General features: G+C 45.8%; 15 protein-coding genes and 1 pseudogene. 13 read left to right on the forward strand and 3 right to left on the reverse strand.

Annotated features, from left to right (window positions below):
• Nucleotides 1-44 precede the first annotated feature (44 nt).
• The 4 genes from ACX1DY_RS05810 to ACX1DY_RS05825 all read left to right on the forward strand — a co-directional run bounded on the left by ACX1DY_RS05810 (nt 45) and on the right by ACX1DY_RS05825 (nt 5,625).
• Entirely contained in the window at nt 45-965 is a 921-nt protein-coding gene (locus ACX1DY_RS05810) for an ABC transporter permease (protein ID WP_458963235.1), read from the forward strand.
• Nucleotides 966-980: 15 nt separating this feature from the next.
• Entirely contained in the window at nt 981-1,916 is a 936-nt protein-coding gene (locus tag ACX1DY_RS05815; RefSeq protein WP_458963236.1) for a carbohydrate ABC transporter permease, read from the forward strand.
• A 98-nt stretch (nt 1,917-2,014) separates the two neighbouring features.
• Nucleotides 2,015-3,583: an extracellular solute-binding protein gene (locus tag ACX1DY_RS05820; protein ID WP_458963237.1), complete on the forward strand. Its 1,569-nt coding sequence runs from the start codon at nt 2,015-2,017 to the stop codon at nt 3,581-3,583.
• A 146-nt stretch (nt 3,584-3,729) separates the two neighbouring features.
• On the forward strand, nt 3,730-5,625 hold the full coding sequence (locus ACX1DY_RS05825; RefSeq protein ID WP_458963238.1) for an RICIN domain-containing protein: 1,896 nt from the start codon (nt 3,730-3,732) through the stop codon (nt 5,623-5,625).
• 108 nt (nt 5,626-5,733) lie between these two features.
• Here ACX1DY_RS05825 and ACX1DY_RS05830 read toward each other — a convergent pair.
• Nucleotides 5,734-7,514 (reverse strand): annotated as a pseudogene (locus tag ACX1DY_RS05830) (alpha-mannosidase); the annotation flags it as partial.
• Nucleotides 7,515-7,633: 119 nt separating this feature from the next.
• On the opposite strand from ACX1DY_RS05830, the gene ACX1DY_RS05835 reads away from it, so the two are divergent.
• Both ACX1DY_RS05835 and ACX1DY_RS05840 read left to right on the forward strand, forming a co-directional pair.
• Entirely contained in the window at nt 7,634-9,232 is a 1,599-nt protein-coding gene (locus ACX1DY_RS05835; RefSeq protein WP_458963239.1) for a response regulator, read from the forward strand.
• A 275-nt stretch (nt 9,233-9,507) separates the two neighbouring features.
• Nucleotides 9,508-10,101 (forward strand): beta-1,3-glucanase family protein, encoded by a 594-nt coding sequence (locus ACX1DY_RS05840; protein WP_458963240.1) that lies wholly within the window; start codon nt 9,508-9,510, stop codon nt 10,099-10,101.
• Here ACX1DY_RS05840 and ACX1DY_RS05845 read toward each other — a convergent pair.
• Nucleotides 10,078-10,509: a hypothetical protein gene (locus tag ACX1DY_RS05845; RefSeq protein ID WP_458963241.1), complete on the reverse strand. Its 432-nt coding sequence runs from the start codon at nt 10,507-10,509 to the stop codon at nt 10,078-10,080. The genes ACX1DY_RS05840 and ACX1DY_RS05845 overlap by 24 nt on opposite strands.
• Nucleotides 10,510-10,587: 78 nt before the next feature.
• On the opposite strand from ACX1DY_RS05845, the gene ACX1DY_RS05850 reads away from it, so the two are divergent.
• Nucleotides 10,588-10,998 (forward strand): hypothetical protein, encoded by a 411-nt coding sequence (locus tag ACX1DY_RS05850; protein ID WP_458963242.1) that lies wholly within the window; start codon nt 10,588-10,590, stop codon nt 10,996-10,998.
• A 5-nt stretch (nt 10,999-11,003) separates the two neighbouring features.
• Nucleotides 11,004-11,231, forward strand: coding sequence for an S-layer homology domain-containing protein (locus ACX1DY_RS05855; protein WP_458963243.1), 228 nt, complete (start codon nt 11,004-11,006; stop codon nt 11,229-11,231).
• Nucleotides 11,232-11,527: 296 nt separating this feature from the next.
• Here the strand turns inward: ACX1DY_RS05855 and ACX1DY_RS05860 are convergent, their stop codons facing one another.
• Nucleotides 11,528-12,973: a cellulase family glycosylhydrolase gene (locus ACX1DY_RS05860; RefSeq protein WP_458963244.1), complete on the reverse strand. Its 1,446-nt coding sequence runs from the start codon at nt 12,971-12,973 to the stop codon at nt 11,528-11,530.
• Between the two features lie 244 nt (nt 12,974-13,217).
• Here ACX1DY_RS05860 and ACX1DY_RS05865 point away from each other — a divergent pair, with 244 nt between their 5' ends.
• From ACX1DY_RS05865 to ACX1DY_RS05885, 5 genes are all read left to right on the forward strand, one after another.
• The gene (locus ACX1DY_RS05865) at nt 13,218-14,981 is read left to right on the forward strand and encodes a sensor histidine kinase (RefSeq protein WP_458963245.1); all 1,764 of its coding nucleotides are present in this window, start codon (nt 13,218-13,220) and stop codon (nt 14,979-14,981) included.
• Nucleotides 14,974-16,587, forward strand: coding sequence for a response regulator transcription factor (locus ACX1DY_RS05870; RefSeq protein WP_458963246.1), 1,614 nt, complete (start codon nt 14,974-14,976; stop codon nt 16,585-16,587). Before ACX1DY_RS05865 ends, ACX1DY_RS05870 begins: the two co-directional genes overlap by 8 nt.
• A gap of 359 nt (nt 16,588-16,946) precedes the next feature.
• On the forward strand, nt 16,947-17,621 hold the full coding sequence (locus ACX1DY_RS05875) for an ABC transporter permease subunit (RefSeq protein WP_458963247.1): 675 nt from the start codon (nt 16,947-16,949) through the stop codon (nt 17,619-17,621).
• A gap of 13 nt (nt 17,622-17,634) precedes the next feature.
• Nucleotides 17,635-18,543: a carbohydrate ABC transporter permease gene (locus ACX1DY_RS05880; RefSeq protein ID WP_458963248.1), complete on the forward strand. Its 909-nt coding sequence runs from the start codon at nt 17,635-17,637 to the stop codon at nt 18,541-18,543.
• An 87-nt stretch (nt 18,544-18,630) separates the two neighbouring features.
• The gene (locus tag ACX1DY_RS05885; RefSeq protein WP_458963249.1) at nt 18,631-20,202 is read left to right on the forward strand and encodes an ABC transporter substrate-binding protein; all 1,572 of its coding nucleotides are present in this window, start codon (nt 18,631-18,633) and stop codon (nt 20,200-20,202) included.
• Nucleotides 20,203-20,425 lie beyond the last annotated feature (223 nt).

Genomic DNA, 20,425 nt, shown 5'->3' on the forward strand with positions numbered 1-20,425 from the left:
GTACCGGCGGAACATACACACAGAAGGAGAAGGAGGCCGATTCGATGTCCGGAAAGGGCGGGATCATCCGGGAGCTGCGTCAGAGCAAGACGCTTCTGCTAATGATTGCACCAACCATTGTGTTTTTCATTGTGTTTAGTTACATCCCGATGATAGGCGTATATTACGCCTTTACGAAGTTTGATTTTGACGGAGGGCTGTTTGGAAGCCAGTTTGTCGGGATGGAGAATTTTAAGTTCTTATTTAGTACTGGAGTGCTGTGGAATCTGACCAAGAATACCGTGCTGTATAATCTGGCGTTCATTTTACTGGGTAATATCATGCAGATTATTTGTGCCGTATTCCTTGCTCAGCTGTCCGGCAAGCTGTTTAAGAAGACAGCCCAGTCGCTGATGTTTCTTCCCTATTTTCTGTCCTGGGTGCTGGTAGGCGCGTTCGTCTATAACCTGTTCTCAGATCTTGGGGTAGTCAACAGCGTACTCAAGCAGCTTGGACTTCATTCCTATGATTTCTACCTGCATACGGCACCGTGGAAGTTCATTATTGTGTTCTTTAGTGTCTGGAAAGGACTTGGCTATGGTACTGTCATTTATTTGGCGGCCATTATGGCGATCAGCGATGAATATTACGAAGCAGCGAAAATCGACGGGGCGACTATCTTTCAGCAAATCCGCAATATTACGCTGCCGTTGCTGAAGCCTACATTCGTTCTGCTGATTCTGTTCAGTCTAGGCGGCATTATGAAGGGGCAATTCGATCTGTTCTATCAGATTATCGGCAACAACGGTATGCTCTACGATGCCACAGATATTATCGACACATTTGTGTTCCGTTCCCTGACAGTCAATTTTGACATTGGTATGGGTACGGCAGCCGGTCTGTATCAATCATTCTTCGGCTTTGCTTTAATCATGATTGTCAATTACATCATCCGTAAGACGAACAAGGACTACTCCTTGTTTTAGAAAGGAGGTATACGCATGAGTACCCAAGTCAAACAACTAGCCAAAGCGGATGCCTCCAAAGGCAGCCGGATCAAACAGGACAAGGAAACCATCGTTTTTAATATCATCGGCTACACGCTGTTGACACTCGTTTCACTGATCTGTCTCATCCCCTTCTGGCTAATCGTCGCCGGTTCTTTTACCGATGAGCTGGAGATTATCTCAAAAGGCTTTCAATTGTTCCCGGACACGGTTTCGTTCGAGGCGTATAAGTCTGTATTCAGTACGCCGGAGCAAATATACCGGGCTTATGGTGTAACGATCGGTGTGACCATCGCCGGTTCGCTGCTGGGCATTTTCCTGACCTCGATGGCAGGGTATGTCCTTTCCCGCAAGGATTTTGCGATGCGCAACGGGATTTCGTTCTTTATTTACTTCACGACGCTGTTCAGCGGCGGCCTGATTCCCTGGTATATTCTTATGACCAAAAATCTGGGGCTCAAAGACAGCTATTGGGCGCTGATTCTGCCTCCGCTGATGAGTGCCTGGAACATTATCCTGATGCGCAGCTTCATGAAGTCGATCCCTGAATCCATAGTAGAGTCCGCCAAAATTGATGGCGCCGGTGATTTCAAAATCTACCAGAGGCTGATTCTCCCGCTGTCAACGCCGGGACTGGCCACAATCGGGCTGTTTCTCGCACTCGGCTACTGGAACGACTGGTTCAATGCCAATATGTTCATTACAACGGATAGTAAATATCCGCTGCAATTCCTGCTCTATAAAATCCTGTCCAGCGCAGCGGTGCTGCAGACGAATAACGGGGCCTATCTGGCCGCTAATGTCGTGCCGCCGACAGAAACACTCAAAATGGCCGTTGCTGTGGTGGCGACAGGGCCAATTATCCTGCTGTATCCTTTCGTTCAGCGCTACTTCGTGAAAGGGCTTACGGTTGGAGCGGTCAAAGGTTAGAACCGGCTTGCCGGCTAACATAGTATTTTTTGTAAGTAATAAAGGGCAAGGTCAGACAGGCTCGAAGCATTTAGCACATTAATTGAGGAGGAATCAAGTTGGGAAAAATCAAAAAAAGATGGACGCTGCTCGTCTCGCTCTCCATGCTGGCATCGCTGCTGGCAGGCTGTGGCGGATCGAATAACAATGCGGCGGAAAAGAACAATCCGGATCCGACTGGAAGCAATGCCAGCCCTTCGGCAAGTGAGGCTACAGCAAAAAAGGTAAAGCTGACCTGGTATCTGGTCGGCGATACGCACAAGGATATGGACAAGGTGATGGCCGAATGGAACAAGATGCTGGAAAAAGATCTGAACACTACGGTCGATCTCAAGTTTACTACCTGGAACGACTGGCAGACTAAATATAATCTGCTGCTAACCTCCGGTGAGAAGATTGACATGATCTTCGCATCAAGCTGGGCAGATTTCTACAAGCTGTCCAAGCAGGGAGCGTTCCTGGATCTGACGAAGCTGCTCCCTGAATATGCGCCGGTAACCTGGGGCAATGTGCCGAAGGATGACTGGGGCTCCGTCACGGTCGGCGGCGGTATTTACGCAGTGCCGAATACGAATCCGGAATACACGCCATCCGGCTACGTCTACCGGGAGGACTGGCGCAAGGAATTGGGCCTGCCGGAGTTTTCCGACCTGAATTCGATTGAGGCTTACATGGATGCCGTGAAGACGAAGAAGCATGTTACCCCGATCAATGGCTTGGTCTATGATAACGTGAACGTCCTGTTCAAATCCTGGAATGATTTCCAGATGATTGGCGGAAACGAGCTGATTGCAGCCACTTCTTACGATACTCCGCGTGATATTCAAATCGTACCGTTTACCGACAAGTACGAAGCCTGGGTCAAGAAGATGAAGGAGTGGGCAGACAAGGGCTACTGGAACAAAAACTCGCTGTCCTCGAAGCAGGAAGCCGGCGATTTCATCAAGACCGGACAAGGAGCGATCTACTGGCGCAACCCGTCCAGCGCCGGGGGCTTTATTAATGAGGTGAAGGCCAAAAAACTGAATATGGATATCGGCTACTTCCCATTCACCCGATTCCACAATTATGTAATGCCGACACTGCCAAGCTCGAACGCGATGGCTATTCCGAAGAGCTCGGAGAATCCGGAACGCTCGCTGATGGTGCTCGACAAGCTTCGCAACGACCCTGTTTACTTTGATCTGATGACCTACGGGATCGAAGGCAAGCACTGGGCCAAGGGCAAAGACCCCAAATCGATTGTCATTCCGGCACCGGGTGTCGATCTTAATGTGACGCCTCGTTACGATATCGCAAGCTGGGGCTGGCGCTATGAGCCTAACATGCTGAAAGAAGAAGGAGGCTGGGACGGTCTCGATAAACTGAAGGAAGAATTCAAGCCAATCAGCAAGCCGGATATTTTCGGACCTATTTATATGGATTATGATCCGGTCAAAACCGAGCTTGCAGCAGTTAACCAGGTGTTTGAGCAATACGGCAAACCGCTGATGCTCGGACTGATACCTGATGTGGACGCTGCACTCAAGACCTACCGCGACAAGCTGAAAAAAGCCGGAATCGAAAAACTCCTGGCTTATGTAAAGGAACAATCGAATCAGTATTTTGACGAAAAAGGAATTAAATAAAACTTGGAATCATGAGGAACAGTGGCGGAGGCAATTTCGCCGCTGTTCCAGTTCATAATCAGAGAAGAAAGGGTCAAGTCATCCAAACTGTTAGCACTATAAGGGCATTTTGAGAAGTTCATATTATCCAGGGAGAGTGAACTGTTATGTCAATCAAAAAAATGCTGACTCTGGCAGTTGTTCTGGCTATTTCCGTGCCCATGGGGGCGGTGTCCTCACCGCAGCAGGCGCAGGCTGCAGGTGAAAACGTACAGGTATGGTTGTCCAATCCCAATACAAATACTTGGTTGGCAAGACAATCGGATGTCAGCTTCTCTGCATCCAGCGCAGGTGCCGACTATACGATTGCTGTCAATGAGGGAAGAACGTATCAGACGATGGACGGTTTCGGAGCTTCACTCACAGATTCATCCAGCTGGCTGCTGCAAAATAAACTGTCTGCAGCCAAAAGAACCGAGGTCATGAACCAGCTGTTCAGTGCCGGCGGCATCAACATCAGCGCCCTCCGCCAGCCGATCGGCGCGAGTGACTTCAACTGGGAAATGTGGACCTATGATGATACGTACGGGAACAGTGATGATATGAACCTGAGCGCTTTCTCCCTCTGGAGGGATGAAGCCTATATCCGCCCTATGCTAAATCAGGCCTATAACGTTAATCCGGGCAGGATCAAGCTGTTCGCCGCCCCATGGAGTCCTCCCGCCTGGATGAAGACGCAAAAAAGCCTCTACGGTGATACGGGCGGCACCCTGCGTACGGATAGCTATGATGCCTATGCCAATTATCTGGTTAAATATCTGCAGCAGTATGCCGCACTTGGAACGCCTGTCTATGCCCTCTCCCTGCAGAATGAACCGAAAAATGCCCCACACTATCCTGGACTGCAAATGTCAGCCAGTGAACAAAGCAATCTGATCAATGTGCTGGGCCTGAAGCTGGCACAGAACGGACTTAACACTCAAATTATGGCCTATGACCATAACTATAACGATATTAGCTATGCCAAGTCAGTGCTGGATTCTACCGCATCTGTCTATACGCAGGGCAGTGCTTTTCATTATTATTCAGCCCTCAGCCATTCCAACCTGACCACGCTGCATGACCTGTTTCCGACCAAACGGATCTGGTTCACGGAAGGCGGCAGCGGAACGTGGATTGGCGGCGGGACGAACGCAGGAATGTTCCAGGATCTGATGATGCATACGATCCGCTTCCCCAGAAACTGGGCAAAGTCCTATATCATGTGGAATGTCGCGCTGGATCAGAATGGCGGCCCTGCGCTCGCCGGAGTTGATACGGCCAACCGCGGCCTGCTGACCATCCGCTCTGACACTACGGACTCAGTTACCTACAATCCGCAATTTTACGGTTTGGGGCACAGCAGTAAATTTGTCGACCTGAATGCGTCCCGCATTGATTCGAATACGTTTGAGGACAGCATGGAAGACGTAGCCTATAAAAATCCGGACGGCACCATTGCGCTTGTGTTGTCCAACCGACTCTCCAGCACTAAGACCGTCAAGATTCAATGGAATTCCCAGTCCTTCACGTACACGGTTCCTGCCGGTGGTGCGATCACATTCAAATGGTCGTCTAACTCGGCCCCGGTGACCGGCGGCACCTATAAGATTTTGAGCAAAGCAAGCGAAATGGCCCTGGATGTGACTGATGGTTCTATGGAGAATGGCGCGCTTGTCCAGCAATGGGAATATGCAGGCGGAAATAACCAGCGGTGGACGATCAGCGATGCAGGAAGCGGGTATGTCAACATCGTTAACACAGCCAGCGGTAAAGGCCTGGATGTGATAAACGGCTTCACCGAGGATGGTGTGGGCGTTCAGCAGTGGGCGCTTACCGGTACAGGAGGATATAATCAGCAGTGGAAGCTTGAAGCAGTTGGCGGCGGCTATTATAAGGTTGTGAATAGACAAAGCGGCAAAGTGCTGGATATTCCAAGGTCTTCAACCATGAACGGTACCAAAATCCAGCAGTGGTCCTATTTCGGAGCGGACAATCAGCTATTCTTCTTTGTGGCACCGTAAGGTTTGATTTGTACGCCAAAAAGCCCGCACAAACGCGGGCTTTTTGGTGTGTGGTGCGCCCTGCATGGGCGATAACCTGGCGGTGAAAGTTCGTTACAGGCTTGACAGTTAGCGCCACAAGTCGATTTCAAAAGTCTTAATCTCATAAGGTTCAAGGACAAAGCAGATGCCAGCATCGTTATGCATTTCGCCATCTGATTGTTCCATCAGGTTCGTTTCTCTCCATCCATGAATCTGCAGACCGCTCGTTAGCTCCAGCGTGTTGGAGCTTCCGGAGTAATCGTGAATACGCACGATGATGCAGTCTGAATCCTCTGCTTTTTTGACTGCCGGGATCATAGCAGTATCGCCCGACAAGGCGAACATGGAGCGGCTTGGCTGTTCTGCATGCCCCTTCGTATAGCAAATTGGGGCATTCAGGAACCAGGCTTGCTTGACAGTCTGTCCGGCCAGCCAATCCCCTTGATGCGGATCAGGGGCTGCACCGCTTTTGATCAGCGACAGCCGCAGGACATTGTTTTTAATATCATAACCGTACTTGGAGTCGTGCAACAGGCTGACACCATACCCTTTGTCGGACAGATCAGCCCATTGATGCCCGACAGATTCGAAGCGCGCCCAATCCCAGCTCGTATTCCAATGTGTCGGCCGTTTCACGTTGCCGAACTGAATATCATAGGTTGCCTCTGTTGACCGGATGCCAACCGGATGGCTGAACAATCTCGAATCTCAGTCATTTTTTCCTGATAGAAGATATCAATATCCCAAGCTTCATGTGCCAGAGGCTTATCCTCAAACACCTGCAAAAGATTACCGTTAGCTCCTTTAGCCAGTACTTCCCGCCGTGCTGCTTTATCGTAAATGCGGGTTAACTGCCCGGCTTCGTTCCATGCCAATTGATAAAAAGGGGTTTCGATTCCACGTTCTGTATGGACGAATGGTGCCAGCCCGGAATGGACGGATTCGGCATCGTCATGAAAATGTATCGTTGTATACCCGAGCGAAGGTATATCTTTCACTTCAATATACCAAATGCCTGTATCCAGCTGTGCATTCAAGCGCAGCCCTGCATCGCTTAACCAGTAGCCCTGCTCCATCCCCGTAGAAGCGGGAATAGCCACAAGCTCTGTAATACACCATGGAGAGGAATTCCATACTGAGAAGCTGCCTGCTGTTATCCCAGTAGCGATCGCAGCCCGGGCTTGTGTGTCGATCTGACTGCCGATCTGCCACGCTTCTTCGTATTCGGCTCTGCTATCTTCGTACACCTCTTGGATGGAAGAGCCGGGAATGATGTCATGGAACTGATTGCGCAGAATGATTTTCCAGCCTGAAATCAGCGGTTTGGCTTGATACAGATTCCAGTCTTCCTGCAAAATGCTTTGCAGTGCATTCAGCCACTCGGCTTCACGATAGGCCAGATCGAGCTTACGGTTCATCTGTTTGTTGTAAGCTTGGCTGGTATACGTTCCGCGGTGATACTCCAGATACAATTCGCCGTCCCAGGTATGAATGTATGAACCGGTATCCGCCACCGTCTGCTGCAGCTTGTCGAAATAGGCATCCGCACGTCCGGTAGTTACCTTTGGGAGCCCGGGCAACTGATCCAGCCGCCGCCGCATCTCGAGCATTTCATGGTTCACGCCGCCACCGCCGTCACCATAGCCATAGGACAGCAGCAGTTCCTGATTCATCTCTTTGTCGCGGTAGGCATCCCATATTCCTTTGACCGTCTTGGGGATGATCTTCCCGTTATAGGTGTAGAACCATGACCCTGGCTCCGACCACGGTTCAGGTGTTGTGATGAAATGGGTCAATACCTCCGAACCGTCAATGCCGCGCCAATGGAACGTATCGAAAGGCATCCGGTTATACTGGTTCCAGCTGACGCAGAGAATTAAGATGTACTATGGAAGTGATTATGGCATTCACATTGAAAGCAAGGAAGACATATTCACCAGTGTAAGCATGAGGCTGCCTTATCTAATATTATCCGGAGGGCTTATTAATGATGAGAAAAGTGCTTATCGTTGACGATGAGAAAAATATCCGTCTCGGCCTTAGCGCCATGATCAACCGCGAATTTCCGGAAAGCTATGCGATTGAATTCGCCTGCAATGGGGAAGAGGCTTTGGCGCAGCTTGTTGGTAACAAGGTGGATATTGTAATCACGGATATCCGCATGCCCGTCATGGACGGAATAACACTGATTAACCGGATTCAGGAGATAGATTCGCGGCCTGTGGTCATTATTCTCAGCGGACATGATGACTTTCACTATGCGAAGGAAGCGATTCGCTGTGAGGTAAAGGAATACCTGTTGAAGCCGATCATCCGCGACGAACTGACTCGTACCATGCTCCGATTGGAGAAGGAGATCAAGCAGAAGGAGCAGCTGCATAAGCAATTGACGAGCTCCATGGAGCAACGTGAGGCTTTTCGGGAGAGCCAGCTTAGCTATATGTTCAGATCTCCTCATCTGGGTGAAGAGGAGCTGCGCGATAAATTGCTGGGAATAGGGATGGAATGGTTGGACGAGGGGTTTCAGATAGGCATACTTCAGTATAAGGGAACGAACCAGGGTGTGAGACATGCCGAATTTCAGTCACACATACTTTTGGTGATCGAGAACGCTCCTGAGTGCTGCCGGGCGAGGCACGCGCATGTTTGGGACAAAGAGAACCAACTGGTACTGATCGCTGAGCATAGGGGGCTTTTTCAGTATTTGGTAGAACGAATCGCCGGATCGGGGTATTTTATCTACAGTATGGGGTTGAGCGTTCCTGTCAGGGGTGCGGATTGTTTACATGTCGCATACCAGGAGGCACAGCAGGCGCTGAAGTATACGTTTTTACTGTCGTCTCCTGGCATGGTGCGGTTCGAAAGCATCAGCCAAAAGAGCAGCGAATTCGTCCTACCCATCGAGACGATCAAGAAAATCGCCAACATGCTTGGAACCGACCGCGATAAGGAGATGGCGGGACTGCTTATGGAGGTACTCGATATCAAGACCGTTACCCGGTTCGATATAGCTTACCTGGAAGGCGTGAGCCGGGCCTTGAACGAGCATGTTTTTGATAAAGCATTTCACGTGTATGGGGTCGAGTCTATAGAAATTTTGCGGCTATTCAAAAAGGTAGGGGGTATCTCGAACTTTACCTATTTTCACGACTATTTTCGCAGTGCGGAAGGCTTGCTGCACAGGCTGAACGAGTATGTTAGAAGCATGAAGTCGTTCCATATCGATCATAAAGAGATGAAGAAAGCCGTGCAGTATATGAAGGAGCACTATCACAAAGAAGATCTCAATATGGCGATCGTTTCGAATCATGTGTCGCTGAACTATTCGTATTTCAGCCAGGCGTTTAAGGAATATACAGGTGAAAGCTTCGTCAATTATTTGAAAAAGCTGCGCATCGACCGGGCACGTGAGCTGCTCGCCTCGACCGATCACAAAATTTACGAGATCAACAAAATGGCAGGCTTCGAGAACACGAAGCATTTTAGCCGCGTCTTCAAGGATATGGTAGGCATCAGCCCGCAGGAATACCGGGATCAGCAGCAGATGATGGGCTTATGGAATGATTGCAAGACCTACAGTCAGTAAAGAAGCTTGCTTCAGTAAGGCTACTGAAAAAATCCTGATGATGAGAAAAAGGCACGGTCACTCAAAGATATTGAGAAGACTTTGCCTTTTTCTATATAGCTCCGTATACAAATTGGAGGGCTATCACCTAAAAAAAGGAAACCCATATCTGAAATTTGAATCCTTACATAACCAGTAGGAAGGACGTACAATGAGAGTAATAAAAGTGCTTACAAAAATGATGGAGGTATTGCCAAGGTAAGTGCACTAAAATTAGTTTGATAAGGAGCGTGTTTATGTTTATTAAAAAGAGATTTAAACGCATTTCTATTGTTCTTTTGGCCATGATGATACTCATCCAAGTGATAGTTCCTTTGGCAAGTGTAAGTGCAGCGTCAGATTATGCGTTGGCTTCTGATCGGGCTTATACGTGGCTAAAGGCGCAGCAGGATTTAACAATAGGTATGGCAGGCGACGGTATGGTGGATAGTTTTGACGATTGGTGGGATATGGCGAATCGCAAACAAATTGCTTACACTTATGATCAGGGTGTAGCGGCGATTGCGTTCATGCTCAAGGGTGATCGTGTCAGAGCGGAAAAGGTTTTAACCAAAATGTCTCAATTTCAAGATGCAGACGGATCCTGGATTAACTCTTACTGGTGGAACAACGGTTTCGGTGAAGAAATCCGCAAACATGTTACAGATAGCAACTGGAACGTTGTTGGCAATTATTATCAAGCTGCTCCAGCCAACTACTATTCAAAATTTTGGCATACTTACGGTATTAATGGATTGGCCTATGGCTTTCCTTATGACGATGTCAACAATCAAGCCGCTTATCTGGAAATTGGCAATCCGAAAGGTTTAATTATTAGGGTTGGATGGTAATGCAGCATTACTTGGAGCTGATAACCCGAGTCTCTCTTTTTGTTGGAACGCTTCAGAGATAGGAATATGAATTCCTGCTTCTGACAAATCTTGATTCAAGAAGGTTGTACGTTGTTTTAAACAAGCAGGAATATGTATCGTTGTTCTGAGCGGTAAAAGGCTAGGCTCTTGGTGTTTAATACGAAAAGGGAGGAAATTTATGAGGAAGTGGAAACGCAAGTTATCCTTGCTGTCAGCAGGAATTATGATCAGCTCATCGTCCGGTGTAACGGAAGCCCGCTCAGCTTGTACCATTTGACCAACCTTTTCTTCCAATGACATTCTGGAGAGCAAATCGCTGACTCGCTCCTCTACCGGTTTTGAACTATTCCAATAGGAAGCGAGCTCCGAGGAAGTTGGATTGTTCACCTCGTCGGCTAATGCCGCTGTTACGGATAATGATTTTTGACGTACAGCAATATTAAAGCCATTCAGCTGGATACTGGCTTGGCAAACGTTACGATTAATCCGGAGCTGGTTAGCAAAAATGGCGGAACTGCTGCATCCATCATCCACCTTACTGTGGGAGCGGTAGATGCAGCTAATCTGCCGGCAACCGTTAAGGGGCAGTTGAATGGAAGAATGGTCTATGATTTCAACCTTCGCATTGACGAAAAGAAGATTAACAACCTTGACGGAAATAGCGTGCAAATAGGTATCCCATACAAAATGAAAGCAGGGGAAAAGCCGAACAACATCATCATCTATTACATCGATGATACGGGTAAGCTCGAAGTCGTGAAGAACGGTAAATATAACCCGGCAACAGGCAACGTTGAATTTATGGCAAAGCGCTTTAGCCGGTATGCGGCTGCCTATTCTTATGCCTCCTTTACCGACATACTCGCGAGGAAATAGCGGTAATGATTCACAGGATTAGCAAGCAATTGAACCTTCCGCTTGCTTCCGGCCATCTTTCTGCTGCCTTCACTGATCAATCTCAGATTGCTGCCTATGCGAAAGCAGCAGTGGATGCCATTAAAAGCGCAGGCATCATCAATGGTATGGAAGATGGAAGCTTCGCACCAAAGAACCATGCTTCGAGAGCGCAGGCTGCAACCATGATCTTCAGATTGTTCCTTCAATCTTAATCCGCAATCATAGTAGATAAAACAAAACATCGTCATTTTCTTGGTTAATAAAACCAAAAAGATGATGGTGTTTTGTTATACCAACCTAAATGGGTATACCTGTAGTGCAATCAGTCAATCGGCGTTTCAGGCAATTACCAGAATGTAAAAAAGATCACCATCCATCTGGCCAAGCTGGCCGGATGGGGCGATCTTCTTTTTGTAAAACTTAATAAGTTTCAAGATTTGAGAACATTTGTACGCAATTGTTCGTTTTACAGTTTTAGCACAATGATCCTGACTTAATAGCTACAAGACTAATTTAATTGATACAGGTTCCACTTTTGTGCATTCGTGCCGTTGTCATCCCAAATTTGAACGTTCGTACCGTTCGCAGTGCCTGCAGAGTCTACATCCAAAGCTTTGCCGTTATTACTCAATTTATAAGCGCTTCCAACTTTGGTAATACTCCACTTCTGATTGGTTCCGTCGCCATAGCTCCATATTTGTACATTCGAGCCGTTTGCTGTACCCCAATTAGCTACATCCAAACCTTTACCACTGTTGACATTAATGACTTTATACAAACCGCCGCCAACATCGGTAATTACCCACTGCTGAGCACCAGTTCCGTTATCGTCCCAGATCTGTACATTAGTGCCGTCTGCAGTGCCAGCAGCTGCTACATCCAATGCTTTACCGCTGCCTACGTTAACCAGTTTGTAGGTTTTGCCTGAAACGATGCCATCGCTTGGAGGTTGGTTTCCAGACTTCATCTGATCTCTTACAAATTTGCCTGATGCCGTTAACTGCGCATCTGACCATCCGCCAGATGGGCCGGCACCTGGCATCAGTGCAGCGGATGCTTCCGTTTTATCGGCTAAAGACCAGTTGGCCCAGCTAAGCTTCCTGTCTTTCATAAAGTCCGTCCAGACCTTGGATTCGGCAAGGAATGGGCCGCCGTCGCCGGAGGCGTCACTTGTTCCCCACTCTGTGATGAAGACTGCCACACCTTTGCTTCTCGCATAATCGATACGATCTCTCAGCCATTGTCCGTGAGTTCCAGCGTAGAAGTGCGTTGTATACATGATGTTGCTATAGGAGAGCGGATTGTTCGCCGCATCATGCACATCCTGGCTCCACGTACCGGTTCCTACAATGATAATATTGTTCGGAGCAATGGAACGGATAACCGGAATGACTTCCTCTGCATAAGGCTTAATTTTATCATTCCACGTGGTGGCAGACCCATTCGGCTCATTGCAGATTTCATAAATCACGTTTGGATAATCCTTATACAAGTTGGCCATTTCACTAAAAAAGCCCTTTGCTTGTTGTTTATAGACGTTCGGATCTTGCTCACCCAACACATGCCAGTCGATGATGACATAGATGCCAAGATCAACCGCAGCCTGTACGACTTCTTTCACTTTGTTTTTTTGGCCAGGATCGTTGATATATCCGCCATCTTGCGTAAACATGGCCGCGCGGAATAAAGTCATTCCCCAGTTGTCTCTTAACCATTTCATACTATTGTAGTTCGCATACTGTCCGAACCACTGCAATCCATGGGAGCTCATCCCCTTTAATTGGATGGCTTGTCCCGCTTGATTGACCAATTGGCTTCCGGATACTCTCAATTGGCCGTTTTGGGATACGACCGTGCCAGTTTCCGCATTTGCCCTATCTGCTGGAACTAAAGTTACCGCTAGCATAAAGGTGATAACAAATGTGCATAGGATTGAAATCATTCTCTTCAGCATGTAAGTAATACCTCCTCAAAATGGTTAGTCTGATTCTCGGCTCTTACTCTGACAGCTTTCCTTTTCTAATCGCTCACCTCCTTCCTTAGTACGTATTTTTATTTTATCGATCCAAACTAAGGAACCTCTATCCGAAACGTGACACCTTAAACACTTTAATGACCTGTTTCAAGTAGAATGCACAGCATATGGAGAGAAAAGTAACAGAAGTGTTAGCTAGATATCAGAAACGAGGTATCATGCCATGAATTTTAAAAACTCAGTCAGATTCAAAATTGTGAGCGGATTCATATTAATTGCAGCTCCTCTTGTACTTTTTTTGTACTACAATAACATGTACTCGATGAATGTAGTCCGCGATCAAATTTCGCTGAATTATAGTAAGTTGCTCACCCATTACGTGAATGAAATGGATAACACGTTGAAGGAATTCGATTACTATTTTTTTCGGTTGGAAAGCGATCCTGAAATTGTTTCCATGCAAACGAATAGACCTTCTACGGATGATTATGTTTTAGCCAAACAAAAGGTATATAACAAATTTATGACTGATATTGGATATTACAATATGATTAATACTTTTTTCGTTTACTCCAAATTAAACGATGACCTGATGATCGTGACTCAGGAAAGCGGACATTTTCATGAGAGATACAAGACCATACAGAACTACCTTTCGCAAGCCTTAGATGAAATGGAACCCCACATGGGTAATGCTTGGCAGATCGTTCAATCGGATGAGCCCAATTTTCTCGTACAAATGAAGGATTTGGGCTCTGAAATGTACGCTGGCTGCCTTATCAATCTGGATAGTCTCGCGAAGCGACTCAGTGCATGGGATGTGGGCGAAGGCGGTGGAACGATGATCGTTTCAGACATCGGACAGCCCCTAACTGGACATTACTTCCAGATGCAAAATGATGCCGAGATGAAGAAGCACTTGAAACCTGCCAAAAAGGTGTACCAAATCACTCGAGACGAATCAAGCAATAAGGAAATCTTAGTGGTAAGCGAATCCTCCCAGTACGCGAAAATTCATTATCTTGTATTCGTTGCCGAGCAGAATATCCTGCAAAATTTGCCTTATTTACATAAGGCTATTTACTTTCTCCCACTTGTAGTCGCTTTGGTACTGGTGCTTTATCTTGTTTTTCTGCAAAAAATCTTTTTTAGACCGATGGGATTACTGATTCAAGGCATGAGGAAAATCGGGCGAGGTCAATTCGGTGTCCGCCTGAACGAAAGCAACTCAACCGAATTTGCGTTTCTGATTTCCACATTCAATGATATGGCCCAGCAAATTGAACATTTGAAGATTTCCGTTTATGAGGAGAAAATCAGAGTTCAGCAAGAGGAGTTCAAACATCTTCAGGTGCAAATTAATCCACACTTTTATATGAACTGTTTGAACATCATCTATAATTTGGGAGCGCTAAAAGACTATAAATCCGTACAGAAGATGGCGCTTCATCTTGCAGACTATTTTCGGAATCTCATTCACACTGACCGTACCTCTGTATCACTTGCAGATGAAATCCAGCACATCTCCAATTATTTAGAAATTCAGGTCATGAGATACCCCGATAGCCTGACTTTTGCCATAGGCATTGGGGAAACGTATCGAGATTATCAACTGCCTCCATTGACGATTCAGCCTTTTGTGGAAAACGCAGTCATCCATGGTTACCAAAAGAATTCTGAATGTTTTCTAGTGGAAATTGAGGCGTTTCCTGACCCGGATGATCCGGAACATTACTTTATTGTCGCTATTTCCGATAACGGGAAAGGATTTACGCCGGAAATGCTGTACGAGTTGAGTTCGGAATACTACGCCAATCAGGCGGAAGACGGACATTTGGGAATTTGGAACGTGCTTCGCAGGCTTCGAATGGGATATGGCGGCACGGCAAAGATCCAATTCGTTAATAAGGAACGATCGGGCGCCGAAGTCCGCATCTATTTCCCGCTTCAACATCATTTTAGACAGGGAGATGGTTCAAATGTATAACCTGCTTGTGGTGGATGACGAGAAATTAGCCGTTCAAGGTATTACGCAAGGAATCGATTGGTCTGACCTGCCGTTTATGCACATCTATGAGGCCTTCGATACGGAAGAAGCCAAGCAAATTATGAAGTCAAACAAAATTGAAATCATGATTTCTGATATTGAGATGCCAGGTGCAAGCGGCTTAAAGTTGCTGGAATGGGTAAAGGAACATTCTCCGTTTACGGAAACCATTTTCTTGACAGGGCACGCTAATTTTTCATACGCACAAAAAGCGATTCAACTTGGAAGCTTTAATTATTTGTTAAAACCGGTAGACCATGATCAGCTAAAAGAGATCGTCAAGAAAGCGGTTCGCAAAATTCAATCCGTGCAACAACAACTGGACTTTAACAAGACTTATGAAACTTATTACAATCATTGGATCAATCAACTGCCCATCCTTGTAGAACGGTTTTGGCAGGATGTAATAAGCGGCAAAATCCCCTTAACACAAGAAAGGCTGCACACTGCTTTCCAGATTTACAACATTCCGCTGGACGCACAGAGCCAAGTTATTCCTATTTTGATCAGTGTGGAACAATGGAGAGCAGAATTGAACGCAAGAGATGAGGAAATTATGGAATACGCCTTGCGCAAGGCAGGAGCGGAAATGATTCTTCAAGATGACCCCGGCTGTGTAATTCCGGACCAAAGTGGCTTCAACCTGGTGCTCATGTATATGCATAATGACGCTCCTAATGCTACGGAATTATACAGGAGATGCACCGAATACATTCAGGCTTGCAATCGTTTTTTTTACTGCGATTTATCGTGTTACATCGGGGAAATGGCCCCGGTACCCGAAATCAATCAAGTCCTGGGCACGCTACTCGGGATGGAACGGAATAATGTAACGAGAATCAATTGCGTTATGAATCTGCAGACCAGTGATGAGCAAAAAGGGAGCTTGCCGTCCTTTCCTTTGATTTCCGATTGGTTTTTGCTCTATGAACTGGGTAAACGAAATGAACTGCTCAGCCGAATTCATGAGAGCTCAGGTCGGATGCAAGAAAGCGGTGTACGTTCGGAATCGCTGGAAGCTTTATATTACGGATTGATCCATATGGTTTATTATGTTGCTCATAAGAAGGGCCTGCCGATTCAGAAAATGTTTCCTAACGGAGAGTTGCAGGATGTAGGAACTGCTACTCGTTCTCTAAACCAACTTCGAAGTTGGGCTATTCGTGTTGTATCGACGGGTCTGGAGTATATGAACAAGCATAATCAGGATGTTTCAGCAGTTATCGCGAAAGTCAGAAATTTTATGGATGATCATCTTCATGAAGAAGTGAATAGGGAGGATATTGCTGCTTTCGTCTACCTGAATCCCGCGTATTTGTCCCGCCTCTTTAAAAAAGAAACAGGACTCTCCATTTCTGAATACATGCTAAATATTAGAATAGACAAAGCCAAAAAACTGCTCGTGGGAACGGGAGATAAAATAAGCCATATTGCTGAAGTCACAGGCTATAGTCATTTCTCGCATTTTGCCAAAATGTTCAAAAGAGTGACAGGCATTTCTCCCCAAGAATACCGAAAAAAATTTCAGACTAACATGTCACAATAGTGTTTATATAGTCATTTATCGGATAGAGCAGCCCCCCCTCCCAAATAAGTAATATAAAGATATTGAGAGGAATCAACAGAGAGGGGAAGACAGAACAAAATGGTTTATTCAACCAGATTTTCGGCGAATCGGCAACACAACGGGAAAGCATCAGGACCTACGCCCGCATTTTTCAAGACAGTACGCAAATATTGGCTTTTCTATATGATGATGTTACCTGCAAGCCTTGTTCTGATCATTAATAACTATATTCCAAGGGAATTCTCCAAAGTCCCTGGATCGGCCTGCAAAATTTTGAGTTCTTGTTCTCAACGGAAACCGCTTGGACCATCACTCGAAATACCATCTGTTATAACGCCGTGTTTATTGTACTGAATCTGATTGTAGCCGTTGCTTTCTCTATTATGTTCAATGAAATGCGTAGCAGATTTCTTTCTAGATTTCATCAAAATACAATGTTTCTTCCATTTTTCTTGTCCATGATCGTTGTCAGCTATTTGGTCTACGCTTTTCTTGGACAAGATCACGTTTTTTTAAACACGGTTGTTTTTCCAAAATTGGGGATTGAGCCCATCGAATGGTACTCCGATCCGAAATATTGGCCATTCATATTGCCGATCGTAAACATTTGGAAAAACATCGGCTATTATACCGTCATTTACATGGCGGCTATCATCGGAATTGACAACGATTATTATGAAGCGGCGCTTATTGATGGCGCATCGAAATGGCAGCAAATCAAGAACATTATGATTCCTCTGATCGTACCCGTAATGATCGTGATGACCTTATTGCAAATCGGAAGAATTTTTTATGCGGATTTTGGTTTGTTCTTTCAAGTTACGAGGAATGCCGGGGCGCTTTATTCTTCCACGCAAGTGATTGATACATACGTTTATCAAACGTTTTTGTCAATGGGCGATATCGGGATGTCATCTGCGGCGGGATTATTTCAATCGGTCGTAGGATTTGTCCTTGTTCTGGGTTCAAACCTGTTTGTACGGCGTGTCAGTAAAGAGAACGCATTGTTTTGAGGAGGTGATTAGGGTGAAGAAGCACAGGCCAAATGAAATATCAAACACAGCTAATTTTATCATTAACTTAATTTTCTGGCTGAATACGGCGGCATGTATTTTACCGCTTCTGCTAGTGGTCATCGTTTCCTTTTCCGATGAAAAAAACATTTTGATACACGGCTATAACTTTATACCCGATTCCTTCAGTCTTTCCGCTTATCATTTCTTGTTTAAGGACTGGGAGCAAATCGTGCGATCATTTGGGGTTTCCATTTTCGTTACGATAGTCGGTACAGCAATCAGCGTAATCATCATGGCGATGTACGCTTACCCAATTTCACGCAGCGATTTTCTACATAAGAACGTGTTTTCCTTCTTTATGTTTTTCACGATGTTGTTTAACGGCGGCCTTGTTCCGTGGTATTTGGTCTATTCACAAATGCTGGATTTGAAAAATACGTTGGCAGCTCTGATCTTGCCTCTTCTGGTATCCGCGTTTTTTGTACTGCTTCTGCGGACATTTTTTGCGGGTACGATACCGCCTGCTCTGGTTGAATCGGCCAAGATTGATGGAGCCAGTGAGTTGCGCATATTTGCTCAAATCATTTTACCACTTTCGTTGCCTGTACTAGCGACCGTTGCCCTGTTTCAAACTTTAAATTACTGGAATGATTGGTTTATGAGCCTAGTCTTTATTACCGGCAGTAAAAATGTGAATTTGCAGTATTTGATGTATAAAACCATGCTTGATATCCAGTTCCTTACCACAAACACGCAGGCCTTACAGGCAATTAACCAATCGGGAGGCGTGCTGAATTTTCCGACGGAGACGGTGCGTATGGCAATGGCGGTTTTGGGAATCGGTCCGATTGTGTTCGCTTATCTGTTTTTCCAGAAATATTTTGTCAAAGGATTAAGGGTAGGCGCCGTAAAAGGGTGATAGATCCCGTTTGCCATGACGAGTAAGCTATAACCGCATCGTTCGGTTAAGCATAAATCGAAATACGAATAGGGAGGGTTCAACTCAATGAAAGCTGTAAGAAGAAACGTTCTTGTGTTACTCATGCTCTTACTATCCTTAACTTTATTCCTGGGGGGATGTGGATTATCTAGGGGCTATGGCAGCGAACAAGGGGTAGTAAAACCAGAAGCCAGCAGCAATACAGGCAGTGACAGTAAACCCGTTACAGATCAGAAACCGTATAAATTAAAATTGGTTTATCCCGGAAGCCTTCAACCGGACCAAGCCAAAGTCGAAGAAGCGATGAACAAGATTTTGCAGCCCAAAATCAATGCAACGATCGAACTGATGCCGATCGACTGGGGACAATGGGATAATAAAGCAAACCTAATGATCGCTTCCCGCGAAAAATTCGACATCCTTTTCACCGCTCAATGGAACGGGCATGCCGTCAATGTATCGAAAGGCGCGTTTCTTCCGCTTAATGATGATAAACTTGATAAATACGGAAATTTATTAAAAAAATACGGGCAAGGCATTCTCGACTCTTTGAACCCAACGTTCCTGGAAGGCGCCAAAATTAACGGAAAAAACTATGCCGTGCCGACGAATAAGGAACTGGCTGCTCAAGGGGGAGTCATCTACCGCTCGGATATTGCCAAAGAGCTAGGTCTGGATATGGCCAAAGTGAAGACGATCCAGGATCTTGAACCGATTTTTTCCGCTATCAAAGCGAAGAAGCCTGATATGACTCCATTGTTCCTTAGACAAGGAGACTCTTTCAACGCACATTACATTTTGCAAACCGACGCTCTTGGAGATGCTACAATTCCCGGTGTCATTCTGAAAGATCAAGATAGCGCGAAAGTAGTGAAAATTAGCGATCTTGATCGATATAATGAAACTTTAAAAATAACTCGTGATTATATGAAAAAAGGCTATGTCAACAAAGATGCGGCCACAACTTCGCTAGGCACAGGGGATGCTTTAAAGGCAGGCAACGTTTTCATGATCGTCTCATCTTTGAAACCAGGCAAAGATGCAGAGATGGCGAATGGCATCAACATGCAGGGCAAGCTCAAGCAAATCGAAATGACGGCCAAAACCGTTTCAACTGGGGAAACCGCAGGTTCCATGCTTGGAATTTCCACCACATCGGATGATCCGGCCCGTGCTATGATGTTTATCAATTTGCTGCATACGGATAAAGCATTGAACAACTTGCTTAACTTTGGGATTGAGGGCGTACATTATCAAAAGGTTTCCGAGAACATTATTAAAGCAACAGACGCTTCAAAGAATTACAACCCCGGCGCTTCTTGGATGTTCGGCAACCAGTTCTTAAACTATATCTGGGATACTGAGGATCCGCAAAAGTGGGATAAATTCAAAGAGTTTAACAAAGATGCTAAAAAATCCCCTGCATTAGGTTTTACCTTTAATGCTGAACCTGTTAAGACAGAAGTCGCAGCGCTTGTCAACGTAGGTAAAGAATATGATCCTGCACTTGATACCGGTTCCGTGGATTTGGAGAAGGTTCTACCAAAATATTTGGAAAAGCTGAAAGCGGCTGGTTTAGACAAAATATTGGCAGAAAAGCAAAAACAGCTCGATGCTTTCCTTGCAAGCAAGAAATAGGGGAAGAATATAAAAAACGGCAAAGTTGCAAGATTAATAGCTATGCCGTTTTTTATAGTATAAATGTTCATCAGGAAAGTAAAACCTGAAAAAAGTACAACATGACCTGAAAAAACGCGCCTAACATTTTAGCATCCGCTCGCTTAAAATGAGTTCAAGGAAGAGGTGGAACCAGCCGAAAGGGGGTGTTGCAACTATATATTCATATTGAAATATGGAGAAT

This window comes from Paenibacillus sp. BAC0078 (assembly GCF_054483875.1).